Origin of the sequence: Streptococcus mitis (genome assembly GCF_946188375.1) — a bacterium.
GTDB lineage: Bacteria > Bacillota > Bacilli > Lactobacillales > Streptococcaceae > Streptococcus > Streptococcus mitis_CX.
This window is the reverse complement of the sequence record NZ_CAMHUS010000002.1, coordinates 165,808-178,586: the sequence shown is the minus strand read 5'-3', so window position 1 is coordinate 178,586 and position 12,779 is coordinate 165,808. Positions and strand designations below refer to the sequence as shown.

Genomic DNA, 12,779 nt, shown 5'->3' with positions numbered 1-12,779 from the left:
TAGAAAGTAAAGGAGAAAACTAAATAAGCTTAAGTAGTACTATGATGTAGTTAGAAAAGGGGTGGAAAAATGTTTAAAAATAAGGAACTTGTTCGAGTAGTCATGATATTTGTGATAGGAATTACCCTCATTTTAATGACACCAGTCTTATTTAAAGTTGTTATGGAACTATTTTCAAAATAGATAGGTCTCTGCTTTAGGCGGAGTAGTGAATCAGGAGGTTAAGTGATGAACTACAATTTAAAATATATCTTATCAGGAATATTTATCATAGTCTTTATAGGTTTCCTAGTCTGGATGCGTTATTTTAATCAGAGGAAGGAAGAAGAGCATTCGGATGTGTCTTTTGAAGCGAGGTTAGATAGTGAGGTCAAGGCCTTATATAAACAACTAGGATTGGGTGAGGAGTCTCATTATTTCTTAGCCTATCGCTACCTACATCCCTGGTTTAATTTGGCGATTTTACCACCAACAGTTGAAATTTTCTTAACTAAAATAGCGCTGGTGATGGTGACCCCAGATGAACTACTGATAAGAAATCTTGGGAATGGGATGACTTTCACAAGTGAGCACCATCGTGATTTGCGGCAAGGACTTATCCGCATTCCAAAATCAGAGATGAAAGAATTTGAGATTCGCAACTGGAAAAGAGCCTTTGTATTTGGAGACTTTTTGACGATTAAAACAAACCAACATAGCTATTATTTACAGGTTAGAGATGATGGACTTCAAAAAGGAAGCCTTTCTACCAAACACTTCTCAGACTTAAAGAGACAAGATTTTTTAGGATTATTGACAGATAAAAGGACATTCTAATAGACAATGACTCAAAAAACGAATCTCTGAACGTTCAAACATTCAAAAACCACACAGTGTTCCTTTCAACTTGATTGTGTTCAAGATTGGAATGACAGTGTGGTTTTATTTAGAAGCTAAGCTTTTTTCTCTTTCCTTCGGTTGATAATGGGTCTCTACTTCTTTTTTGAGATGAGACAGCATAGAAGTTTCTTCGGTTAGCTCCAGAAGGGAGAACCCTTTTTGGATAAGTTTAGAATCGTCTGTACAAATCCCAATACGGACATAGCAGATAGCAAGCCTATCGTAGCTTTTCTTGTTCTTGGCATCCTCCAGTAAAGTGTAGCAGATTTGTTGACACATGTTTTTGTCTTGATGATATAAGTAAATGGTGGACAGATTGAGTAGGATTGCCATTCGTAAGTCATATAAATGTTGGTAGTTTTTATAGACTTCTAAGCGTTGCAGGATTTTTCCAGTAATGAGATGGAGGTGATCAATGGGAAAGCTGAAAAGGATGGTATTGAGGATTTTTAGGTCACTTTCATACCATGTATCTTGTTTTTCAATTTTTTCCCAAAGTTTTTTGATAGTCTGTTTCACTTGGTCTGATAGTTGCTCTGTACCATGTTGACGGATATGAATGACAACTTCCAGCATATCCCTGATTTCTTCTATAGGGAGGTCATGATGGGTCTTGAGATAGTTTTGGCATGTTTCAAAAAAATCAACTAGACTACTGTTGCCAATGATAGAACTCATATTAAGATAAGTTTGTATGATTTCTGTTCGTTGGCTCGGTTGATAGAGATGGCAGATGTAGTCAAACTCTTCAAAACTCATATTGATTTGACGGAGAAGAAATTCCATATTTTCATATTTGGGAGTTGCCTTGCCGCTTTCAATCTTTGATAGGCTGGTTCTTGAGATGACATTTCCACAGACCTCTTCTTGGGTTAATCCTTTTGACTCACGTATTTCTTTATAGACCTTTCCAAAATCATAACGCATGATTTTCTCCTTTTAGTGAAAAAAGTTAACAAATAATAAAATCTAGTTAAAAATATTGTATCATAGTAACAGAAATAGTAAAAAAGAAAACTAAAATAGTGTGTGAAAAAAGTTAACTAATTTTAAAATAGAGTAAAGAAGAGGTATACTATAGATACGAAATACAGATAGGAGGGAAAGAGTATGAATAAAAAAGTTTTTCGTTTTTTAGTTATTCTTGCTTTCTTATTCAGCATTGCTACGGTTTTCCCATGGAACTGGCCGATATAATGCGCTAGTTGTAAAAATGAAAGGAAGATGAGTCCAATGGACTACGATACTTGTTGATAAATTACTATAGCTGTTTCTACGGAACAGCTCTCGATAATAGGAGAAATAAATCATGAGAAAATTAGTTAGAATTGGTGTTGCATCTTTAATGGTATGTGGTATACTTGCTACTACAAATGCTTTAGCAGAATGGGTTGATGGTGGTCAATGGAACTATGGAGTAGGTTGGACAGGAACTTTTGGATATTCTGATTATTTACATTCTACTCGATCTCATACAGCAACTGTCAAGCATGGAGGTAGAATCTCTAAGGATCGTGAAGATCCCGAGGTTTGGGCTCAAGCTTCCCTTAATAAAATTCCGCCAACAGGATTAGAATATTTCTATGGATTTTAAGTGAAATTTTCCCTCTCCTATTAGGAGAGGGAAAACTTTAGTGGAGGTACTTTTATGAAAAAAATCAGTCATCTTTGTATGTTTCTGCTGTTGCTGTGTACCACTTTTTTTGTTTTTAATGTAAACTACACACGTGAAGCGGTTCGGATTCGGGAAATGGGAAAGACTGTAGATTCTTTGGATTTGTATTTGAAAGATATTAACGAACCTGCAGCGTCTGTTCTTCGATTTTTTGAGGATGTATCAAAGGAGTACAAAGTCTCCATCATCAAAACAGACAGTGGTGATGAGGTAATCAAGTCTGGTGTTTTTGATAAAGATACCTTCCCCTACCAAGAGTTTGGGATTTCTTCTCTTGATTTTACCACAGATGGTGAAGGAGTCTACAGTAATAAAAAAATTTCTAATAAACTTGGTACGATACCGACCTTTCTAAAAGCCAAGCCTATTCAGCTTATAACTTTTCAAACCTATATCAAGGATACATCTCGTAGTTTAAATGGTCGCTATACGATAACTTCTACACAAGAGATGGATAAGGATAGGATTGTACAGAAATGGAGCGATTTTTTCAAGATAGACCAGGCTACTTTGCTAGAGCCTACCTATAAAAGTGCAGTGGAAGTCATAAATCGAGATTTGCTTTTATCTGCCATTGTTTTTGTCTTGGCTATTTTACTTCTTGTGTTAGTAACAGTTTATCAGCCGATGATGGAGATGAAACGAGTGGGGGTTCAAAAGTTACTTGGTTTTCAAAGCGGGGCGATTTTAGCTGGTTTTGTAAAGACTAATTTTTATCTTCTCTTGGGTGGAAGTCTTATCATTGACTTGGGACTATTTTTAGTGCTGGACTACAGGCCAAAACTTCTGTTCCCAAGTTTACTCTTATCCCAATTTCTGCTTTTACAGTTGTATTTGTTTATCAGTTGGTTGACTTACCTGATGATTCAGAAAATGACAGTTAGTTCCATGTTGAAAGGTTTTTCATCTGTCAAACTTGGTCTCATCTTCAATTATGTGATGAAAATAGGGACAACTATTTTACTGACGGTCTTACTGATTGGGGTGGGCAGAAGTCTAGAACAAGAAAACAAAGAACTTGCTTATCAGCAACAGTGGGTAAGCCAAGGGAATTACTTGACCTTAGAAACCTTCCAACTCAATGATAACCTGTGGCAAGAAGAGCTAGCAGGGTCAGGGAAATCTACAGATTATTTCTACCAATTTTATCAAGATTTGCTAGCAAAAATACAAGTAAATTATGTGCGAAGTGCGAGTCTTCCTATCAAACCAGTCATCAAAGCTGAACAAGTACAGCAGTACCAACTGCCTGATAAGGTAGATGTTTACTATGCTAATAGCAATTTTCTAAAGAGCAAGGGATTCAAGTTACCAGATACCAGCACTAAAAAAGTTATTTTGATGCCAGCCAGTGATAAAGGACAAGAAGGTAAGAATCAGTTCTTGGGAAAATCCATAGCCTATCTTTCTCTGAGGTATGAAGATCAGCAAAAGCAAACAATAGAAGATATGGATGTAGAAATTGCCTACTATGAAGGAGATTGGTCATTCTTCCCTTATAATAATGAGCGAAAGGAAAACCTCCACAATCCAATCATTAGTCTGGTAAATGATCAAGACATGATGTGGGAAGAAAAGACTCGCTTGTCAACGACAGGTTTAAACAATCCTATGAAAGTTGAAAATACAGAACAAAATCAAAAAGTGATTACGGAGTTAGTTGAGAAATTATCAGATGGGAATTATTTAAAATTTTCATCGCTTCAAGCCATTCAACAAGAGAAAGTAGATTCTTATCGAGATGCAGTTCGAAATCTTAATATACTCTTTGCTTTGTTTGGTCTCCTTAGCATGATGATTTCCTACTTCTTATTAGTAACAACCTTCTTATTGAAGCGAACAGATATCATTACCAAGAAGTTTATGGGGTGGAAACTGGTCGATCGCTACCGCCCTCTCCTCGTTCTGCTCTTGCTGGGCTATAGTTTCCCTCTTCTAGTATTGATTTTCTTTGCCCATGCGCTCTTGCCACTCCTGCTGTTTGCAGGCTTTACATGTCTGGATATACTATTTGTGCTAGTCTTGGCTTCTAGGATGGAGAAAAGAAGTCTAGTAGAGTTATTGAAAGGGGGCATCTTATGATTGAGTTGGAAAATATTACCAAAACCATTGGGAGAAAAGTGATTTTGGATCACTTATCTCTCAGGATTGATCAGGGAGATTTGGTTGCCATCGTTGGAAAAAGTGGTAGTGGCAAGTCGACCTTGTTAAATTTATTAGGTTTGATAGATGGTGAATATAGTGGACGGTATGAGATTTTTGGTCAGACAAATCTAGCGGTTAATTCTGCCAAGGCACAAACAATAATCCGTGAACATATCTCTTATCTGTTTCAAAATTTTGCCTTGATTGATGATGAAACGGTCGAGTACAATCTCATGCTGGCACTGAAATATGTGAAATTGTCTAAGAAAGACAAGCTCAAAAAGGTGGAAGAGATTTTAGAGAGAGTAGGTTTGTCAGCTACTTTGCATCAAAAGGTTTCCGAGTTGTCTGGTGGGGAGCAACAACGAATTGCAGTTGCTAGAGCCATCTTAAAACCCAGCCAGCTGATTTTAGCCGATGAACCTACAGGTTCGCTGGACCCTGAAAATAGAGATTTGGTCTTGAAATTTCTCTTAGAGATGAATCGCGAGGGGAAAACAGTTATTATTGTGACCCACGATGCTTATGTAGCCCAACAATGTCATCGGATCATTGAATTGTAAAAAATACAGAAATCTTATCAAAAATCTTTAAATTTAAGGATACCTTTAAAATTTAATTTTAAAACACTCATTTATCAACATTTTTTGATTGATAAAAATAGGAAATCGGTTGTTTTTGGGAGATTCCCTAAAATCACCTCCTAACCACACGTACTAAAAAGATACTTCCTATGGAAATCGTATGACTCTGAAGCTTCGAATAGTTCAGTTTTCATGATTTTTATGCTATTCTAGCTTTAAAATCCTTCAGAACGTAAAATTTTAAGCAGTCAAAGATTTAGAATATCCCTAAAACATTTATTTTATGGCAATTCTAAACGTAGAATTGCGTGGATATGTATGGATTTAATCTATTCGATAGTTAGGACAGCTCTATTCTGGGAAATCTGAGCGATCAATGGTTTAGAACAGCATTTCAACAATGGATTTTGTTGAAGGATTGATTATTTTATAAAAGAGGCTTGTAGATTATCAGCCTCTTTCTTGTCTTCTCTAACCAAGCATGTTATAATGAATACTGCTCAAGCGACCTTCAATCGTTAAGCACACACGACCTTCAATCGTGAACTAGTCATTTCGTTTATCTTTTATTACGTCGTTAACTCGTCTTGCCTAACTCAAGTTATGCCTGCGACTCGTTGCCTAGTCCTAAAAGCAAACGAAAAGACTATACTCGAAGAAATTCTATTGAAAGTCATAGTAAATAGAATTTTGAGGGGTATAAATAAACGAATAGATGGGAGACTTACCATGAGTGATAACTCTAAAACACGTGTTGTTGTGGGGATGAGTGGTGGTGTTGATTCGTCGGTGACGGCTCTTTTGCTCAAGGAGCAGGGCTACGATGTGATCGGTATCTTCATGAAGAACTGGGATGACACAGACGAAAACGGCGTCTGTACGGCGACCGAAGATTACAAGGATGTGGCTGTGGTGGCAGACCAGATCGGCATTCCTTACTACTCTGTCAATTTTGAAAAAGAGTACTGGAACCGCGTTTTCGAGTATTTCCTAGCGGAATACCGTGCAGGGCGCACGCCAAATCCAGACGTTATGTGCAACAAGGAAATCAAGTTCAAGGCCTTTTTGGACTATGCTATGACCTTGGGGGCAGACTATGTGGCGACTGGGCATTATGCTAGAGTAGCGCGTGATGAGGATGGCATCGTTCACATGCTTCGTGGCGTGGACAATGGCAAGGACCAAACCTATTTCCTCAGCCAGCTTTCGCAAGAACAACTTCAAAAAACCATGTTCCCACTAGGACATTTGGAAAAGCCTGAAGTGCGAAAACTAGCAGAAGAAGCAGGCCTTGCGACTGCTAAGAAGAAAGACTCGACAGGGATTTGCTTTATCGGAGAAAAGAACTTTAAAAATTTCCTCAGCAACTACCTGCCAGCTCAGCCTGGTCGCATGATGACTGTGGATGGTCGCGATATGGGCGAGCATGCTGGGCTTATGTACTATACGATTGGTCAGCGTGGTGGACTTGGTATCGGTGGGCAACACGGTGGTGACAATGCCCCTTGGTTCGTTGTCGGAAAAGACCTAAGCAAGAATATCCTCTATGTCGGTCAAGGTTTCTACCATGACTCGCTCATGTCAACTAGCCTAGAAGCTAGTCAAGTTCACTTTACTCGTGAGATGCCAGAGGAATTTACGCTAGAATGCACAGCAAAATTCCGCTACCGTCAGCCTGATTCGAAGGTGACCATCCATGTCAAAGGAGATAAGGCAGAGGTCATCTTTGCAGAACCGCAACGCGCGATTACACCAGGACAGGCAGTTGTCTTTTACGAGGGCGAAGAGTGTCTAGGTGGCGGTTTGATTGACAATGCTTACCGCGATGGACAAGTTTGTCAGTACATTTAGATTGACAAATTTTCTCAATTTGCTACAATAATAAAAGCAATAGAAATGATGGTCAAAGCTCATGGATGTTGCAGGCTTTTTTGTCCTGCACTTCTTTGGAGTTTTGACTGTTTTTGTGTCGTTTAAGGGAAAGGATAAGAATGACTCAGCAAGACTTTCGGACAAAAGTAGGGAATACTGTTTTTGGCGTTCGGGCGACAGCCTTGATTCTCCAAAATGGCAAGCTCCTAGTTACCAAAGATAATGGCAAGCATTACACTATCGGCGGTGCCATCCAAGTCAATGAAAGCACGGAAGACGCAGTAGTCCGTGAAGTGAGGGAAGAACTGGGTGTCAAAGCTCAAGCTGGGCAACTAGCTTTTGTAGTTGAAAATCGTTTTGAACAGGACGGTGTTTCCTATCACAACATTGAGTTTCATTATCTGGTGGACTTGCTTGGGGATGCTCCATTGACCATGCAGGAAGATGAGAAAAGGCAGCCTTGTGAATGGATTGACTTGGATCAGCTTCAGAATATCCAGCTAGTTCCAGCCTTTTTGAAAACAGCTCTACCAGATTGGGACGGCCAACTAAGACACATTCATCTTGAGAAATAGGAGAGAAACATGACATATAATTTTACTGAAGAATACGATATTATTGTAATTGGTGCGGGACACGCTGGGGTCGAGGCTTCCTTAGCTGCTAGCCGTATGGGCTGTAAGGTCTTGCTTGCGACTATCAACATTGAAATGTTGGCTTTCATGCCATGTAATCCCTCTATCGGTGGTTCTGCCAAGGGAATTGTCGTGCGTGAAGTTGATGCCCTCGGTGGTGAAATGGCTAAAACCATTGACAAAACTTACATCCAGATGAAGATGCTCAACACAGGGAAGGGGCCAGCTGTTCGTGCCCTTCGTGCGCAGGCTGACAAGGAGCTTTACTCTAAGGAAATGCGCAAGACAGTTGAAAATCAAGAAAATTTGACCCTTCGTCAAACCATGATTGATGAGATTTTGGTGGAAGATGGCAAGGTTGTCGGTGTTCGTACAGCGACCCATCAAGAATATGCTGCTAAGGCTGTTATCGTGACGACAGGGACGGCCCTCCGTGGGGAAATCATTATCGGAGACCTCAAGTACTCATCAGGTCCAAACCACAGCCTAGCTTCGATTAGCCTTGCTGACAATCTCAAGGAACTGGGCCTCGAAATCGGTCGTTTCAAGACAGGAACCCCTCCACGTGTCAAGGCTTCTTCTATCAATTATGACGTGACAGAGATTCAGCCAGGGGACGAAGCGCCAAATCACTTCTCATATACTTCACGTGATGAGGACTATGTCAAGGATCAAGTGCCATGCTGGTTGACCTATACTAACGGTACCAGTCATGAGATTATCCAAAATAACCTCCACCGTGCGCCAATGTTTACAGGTGTGGTCAAGGGAGTGGGGCCTCGTTACTGTCCGTCGATTGAAGACAAGATTGTGCGCTTTGCGGACAAGGAACGTCACCAACTCTTCCTTGAACCAGAAGGGCGCAATACTGAGGAAGTCTATGTTCAAGGACTTTCAACCAGTCTGCCTGAGGATGTCCAGCGTGACTTGGTTCATTCTATCAAAGGTTTGGAAAATGCGGAGATGATGCGGACAGGTTATGCCATTGAGTATGACATGGTCTTGCCTCACCAGTTGCGTGCGACTCTGGAAACCAAGAAAATCTCCGGACTTTTCACTGCTGGTCAAACAAATGGAACGTCAGGTTACGAAGAGGCAGCAGGCCAAGGGATTATCGCGGGTATCAATGCGGCTCTGAAAGTCCAAGGCAAGCCTGAGTTGATTTTGAAGCGTAGTGACGGTTACATTGGGGTCATGATTGATGACTTGGTGACCAAGGGAACCATTGAACCTTACCGTCTTTTGACCAGTCGTGCTGAATACCGCCTCATTCTCCGCCATGACAATGCTGATATGCGTTTGACTGAGATGGGACGTGAGATTGGTCTTGTGGATGATGAACGCTGGGCTCGCTTTGAAATCAAGAAAAATCAATTTGAAAATGAGATGAAACGCCTAGACAGCATCAAACTCAAGCCGATCAAGGAAACCAATGCCAAGGTTGAGGAGATGGGCTTCAAGCCGTTGACAGATGCGGTGACAGCTAAAGAATTCCTTCGCCGTCCAGAAGTTTCTTACCAAGATGTGGTGGCCTTCATCGGGCCAGCTGCTGAGGACTTGGATGACAAGATTATCGAATTGATTGAAACAGAAATCAAGTACGAAGGCTATATTTCCAAAGCCATGGACCAGGTTGCCAAGATGAAACGCATGGAAGAAAAACGCATTCCAGCCAATATTGACTGGGATGACATTGACTCTATCGCGACAGAAGCCCGTCAGAAGTTCAAACTCATCAATCCAGAAACCATCGGACAAGCCAGCCGTATTTCGGGAGTAAACCCGGCAGACATTTCTATTTTGATGGTGTATCTGGAAGGTAAAAATCGTAGTATTTCTAAAAATCAAGAAAAGAAAGCATAGAAAAAAACAGCTCCGAAGACGGGGCTGTTTTCTTGCTTTATTCTTCATCTGGTGTGAGGATCATAGGGATGATGATCGGTTCACGTTCTGTATTTTCATAAAGGAAGGGGCGAATAGCGTTGACAATGGCACCATTGACTGATTGCACGCTAGCATCCTTGTTTTTCAGTGCGATACGAATGGCATTGAAGAGGATACGCTGGCTTTGGCGAATCAAGTCGCCAGACTCTCTCATGTAGACAAAGCCTCGGCTGAGGATGTCTGGACCAGACAGAATCATCTGCGATTTGAAGTCAACAGTTGCGACTGCCAGAACGACACCGTCTTCAGATAGATCGCGACGATCTTTGAGGACAGCAGCACCGATTTCACCGATACGATTTCCATCTACATAGATGTCTTGGGCGTTGAAATGACCTGCTATACGAGCTGAGTCAGCAGTAAGAGCAAGCACATCACCATTGCTCATGATAAAGATATTGTCCTTCTCAACACCAGTATCCACCGCTAGTCCAGCGTGGACTTTTTGCATGCGGTATTCACCGTGGACAGGCATGAAGTATTTTGGCTTAATCAAGCGGAGCATGAGTTTTTGCTCTTGCTGGCCACCGTGTCCAGATGTATGGATATTGTTAACCTTACCGTGGATAACTTCGACACCAGCTTCTGAAATGATGTTAATCAGCTTGTTGACGCTAGTAGTGTTTCCAGGGATTGGACTAGAAGAGAAGATAACGGTATCGCCGGGTTGGAGTTGCACCTGACGGTGGGTTCCGTTGGCGATACGAGAGAGGGCCGCCATCGGTTCACCCTGACTACCTGTACAGAGAATCAGAACCTCGCCTGCAGGGTAGTCTTTGATTTCATTTGGCTCGATAAAGGTTCCCTTAGGAGCTTTGATGTAGCCAAGCTCGATTCCGTTGACAATGGCCTTTTCCATAGAACGACCAAAGACCGCAATCTTACGTCCAGTCTTAACAGCAGCTTCTGTTGCTTGTTGGAGACGGAAGATATTTGAAGCAAAGGATGCAAAGATAATACGTCCTTCAATGCCTTGGATAATCTTCATGATGGACTGGCCAACGACTTTTTCAGAGTTGGTAAAGGTTGGCACTTCTGCATTTGTTGAGTCAGACAGGAGACAGAGAACACCTTCTTCACCAAGGGCAGCCATACGGTGCAAGTCCGCAGGTTCTCCAACTGGAGTGAAGTCGAACTTAAAGTCACCCGTACAGACGATTTTTCCTTGAGGAGTATGAATGACAATTCCCAAAGGCTCTGGAATAGAGTGAGTCGTTCTAAAGAAAGTTGCCTTGAGATTTTTAAAGGTCAACTCAGTATTATGGTTGATTTCGTAAAGTTTGGCGTTGCGTAAGAGGCCGTGTTCTTCGAGTTTCCCACGGATTAAAGCTAAGGCAAGCGGTCCAGCATAGATAGGGACATTTGCTTGTTTGAGCAGGAATGGAATCCCACCGATGTGGTCTTCGTGTCCGTGTGTGATTAAGACAGCCTTGACGCGGTCGATATTGTCCACGATGTATGAGTAGTCAGGAATGACATAGTCGATACCCAGCAAGTCATCTTCTGGGAATTTAATCCCAGCATCGACGATGATAATCTCGTCTTGGTATTCAATCCCGTAAGTGTTTTTCCCGATTTCTCCCAGACCACCGATGGCAAAAACGCCGACTTCTTCAGGTTTAAGAGTGTAGGCCATATTAGAACTCCGTAATTTCGAAGGCGCCAGTTTCTTTTTCGTAATCTAGCAATTTGTCAGACAAGAGTTCGATATACTCGATATTGTACTCTGGGCGATTTTCTTCGACAAGTTGGCGAGCAGCGATACGGCCCTCAAGTTCTGAGTTAGCATCGATGTCTAGGTATAGTGCGCGTGTTGTTTCACGGCGTGGGCTACGTTCTTTTGTTTCTTGATAAAAAACTTTGTAAATCATATAGTTCCTTTCTATTTACAGGTCAGCTTATTCCAAACTTTTAGCATAAATTGCTTAATTTCATTCCATTTTGTGTCTAGATTGACCTTGATTCGTTACAATTATTTCAATTATACCACAAAATGAAAAATTAGTAAAAGACGGAAACGAGAAAGTCACAGGACGATTTCTTTAGTAAACGTTTGCAAAAATAAAGAAAATATGTTATTTTGATAATGGAAATGAGTTTTATTGTTTGTCATAATTCCATATAGATTTTAAGTCAAGGAGGTTGCCCTATGTATAACTTATTTGCTTTTGCTATCGGAGCTCGCTTGGTAGCTTTTATTGTTTTTGTTGCTTGCGTTTATGCGGGGAATCTTCTATTTGCCAAACTGGAACAACGACAAACCAAGTTCTTGTGGAAGATTACCTTTGTGACTCTCTACTCGCTTTTTCTCCTCCTCGTAACTTATGTCGTTTGGTTTGTATTTTATTTTGGATTAAATGCTTAGATGCCCTGCTTATGCTGGGGCATTTTTGTTTGGGGGCAAAGAAAATTCCACCCCATCTATCAAGATGAGGTGGTCTTTGCATTTTTCTAAAATGACATGACAATGGAATTTTCAGAGCTTATTAGCTTTATATTAATGATTCTACTGCTCAAAAATAGAGTTGAAGACTAAAAACAAAACAATACAAACAGATAAATCGATTGGTAAAGGGATAGTAGTAATGTTTAAATCATTGAGAATGCTGAGCAAACTATAAGAGATAAAGATAATAAAATTTATCCTTCTAAAAATGTGTTTTTTATCTAGCATGACTTACCAAACTTTTTACGAAGGTCTTTTCCAATGGTATAACCTGCCATAAATAAAGCGATACCAACACCTACACCAAAACCACCCTTTATTTCTTGCAATTCCTTATTAGAAATTTCACAATAGTTGTTCAAATCTTTCATCATATTAATCTCCTCCTAAAAAATAACCAGCTGCCAAACCAGAACCTATAAGTGCTGTTCCACCTGCAATAGCTTTCCAAGATACTGCTACTCCAAAGATAACCAAGGGAGCGAGACCGCCATCAATATCTGATAATTCATTTTCAGATAAGGATAAAAATTGATTGTCAAGAACGTCAAAATTTGTCATTGAACTTTCCTCCTTTTTTCTTGTTCACTTTTATATTC

13 protein-coding genes are annotated in these 12,779 nt (G+C 40.5%); 8 read left to right on the top strand and 5 right to left on the bottom strand.

Features of this window, described 5'->3' with window-relative positions:
• Positions 1–228 precede the first annotated feature (228 nt).
• Positions 229–816: a hypothetical protein gene (locus N8M16_RS03415; RefSeq protein ID WP_261069628.1), complete on the top strand. Its 588-nt coding sequence runs from the start codon at positions 229–231 to the stop codon at positions 814–816.
• Positions 817–921: 105 nt separating this feature from the next.
• Here the strand turns inward: N8M16_RS03415 and N8M16_RS03410 are convergent, their stop codons facing one another.
• Entirely contained in the window at positions 922–1,806 is an 885-nt protein-coding gene (locus tag N8M16_RS03410) for a helix-turn-helix domain-containing protein (RefSeq protein WP_084930621.1), read from the bottom strand.
• Positions 1,807–2,188: 382 nt separating this feature from the next.
• On the opposite strand from N8M16_RS03410, the gene N8M16_RS03405 reads away from it, so the two are divergent.
• The 6 genes from N8M16_RS03405 (at position 2,189) to mnmG (ending at position 9,653) form a co-directional block, all read left to right on the top strand.
• A complete protein-coding gene (locus N8M16_RS03405) occupies positions 2,189–2,473 on the top strand; it encodes a lactococcin 972 family bacteriocin (protein ID WP_001230190.1) in 285 nt (94 codons plus the stop codon).
• A gap of 54 nt (positions 2,474–2,527) precedes the next feature.
• Positions 2,528–4,636: a bacteriocin-associated integral membrane family protein gene (locus N8M16_RS03400; protein WP_261069627.1), complete on the top strand. Its 2,109-nt coding sequence runs from the start codon at positions 2,528–2,530 to the stop codon at positions 4,634–4,636.
• Positions 4,633–5,262, top strand: a complete 630-nt coding sequence (locus tag N8M16_RS03395; protein WP_125392846.1) for an ABC transporter ATP-binding protein — start codon at positions 4,633–4,635, stop codon at positions 5,260–5,262. Before N8M16_RS03400 ends, N8M16_RS03395 begins: the two co-directional genes overlap by 4 nt.
• A 750-nt stretch (positions 5,263–6,012) precedes the next feature.
• Positions 6,013–7,134 carry a tRNA 2-thiouridine(34) synthase MnmA gene (gene mnmA / locus N8M16_RS03390; RefSeq protein WP_261069626.1) on the top strand — a complete coding sequence of 374 codons (1,122 nt, stop codon included), beginning with the start codon at positions 6,013–6,015 and terminating at the stop codon, positions 7,132–7,134.
• A 140-nt stretch (positions 7,135–7,274) separates the two neighbouring features.
• Positions 7,275–7,730, top strand: a complete 456-nt coding sequence (locus N8M16_RS03385; protein ID WP_261069625.1) for an NUDIX hydrolase — start codon at positions 7,275–7,277, stop codon at positions 7,728–7,730.
• Positions 7,731–7,739: 9 nt separating this feature from the next.
• Positions 7,740–9,653: a tRNA uridine-5-carboxymethylaminomethyl(34) synthesis enzyme MnmG gene (gene mnmG, locus N8M16_RS03380; RefSeq protein ID WP_261069624.1), complete on the top strand. Its 1,914-nt coding sequence runs from the start codon at positions 7,740–7,742 to the stop codon at positions 9,651–9,653.
• 37 nt (positions 9,654–9,690) lie between these two features.
• Here the strand turns inward: mnmG and rnjA are convergent, their stop codons facing one another.
• On the bottom strand, positions 9,691–11,370 hold the full coding sequence (rnjA, locus tag N8M16_RS03375; RefSeq protein WP_000331986.1) for a ribonuclease J1: 1,680 nt from the start codon (positions 11,368–11,370) through the stop codon (positions 9,691–9,693).
• Position 11,371: 1 nt separating this feature from the next.
• Positions 11,372–11,605, bottom strand: coding sequence for a DNA-dependent RNA polymerase subunit epsilon (locus tag N8M16_RS03370; protein ID WP_000639571.1), 234 nt, complete (start codon positions 11,603–11,605; stop codon positions 11,372–11,374).
• A 278-nt stretch (positions 11,606–11,883) separates the two neighbouring features.
• Here N8M16_RS03370 and N8M16_RS03365 point away from each other — a divergent pair, with 278 nt between their 5' ends.
• Positions 11,884–12,099 (top strand): hypothetical protein, encoded by a 216-nt coding sequence (locus tag N8M16_RS03365; RefSeq protein WP_000282475.1) that lies wholly within the window; start codon positions 11,884–11,886, stop codon positions 12,097–12,099.
• 302 nt (positions 12,100–12,401) lie between these two features.
• On the opposite strand, the gene cibB is transcribed toward N8M16_RS03365, so the two are convergent.
• Both cibB and cibA read right to left on the bottom strand, forming a co-directional pair.
• A complete protein-coding gene (gene cibB / locus N8M16_RS03360; RefSeq protein WP_000974044.1) occupies positions 12,402–12,554 on the bottom strand; it encodes a fratricide two-peptide bacteriocin subunit CibB in 153 nt (50 codons plus the stop codon).
• A 1-nt stretch (position 12,555) separates the two neighbouring features.
• Positions 12,556–12,741: a fratricide two-peptide bacteriocin subunit CibA gene (gene cibA / locus N8M16_RS03355; protein ID WP_000180841.1), complete on the bottom strand. Its 186-nt coding sequence runs from the start codon at positions 12,739–12,741 to the stop codon at positions 12,556–12,558.
• Between the last annotated feature and the right edge of the window lie 38 nt (positions 12,742–12,779).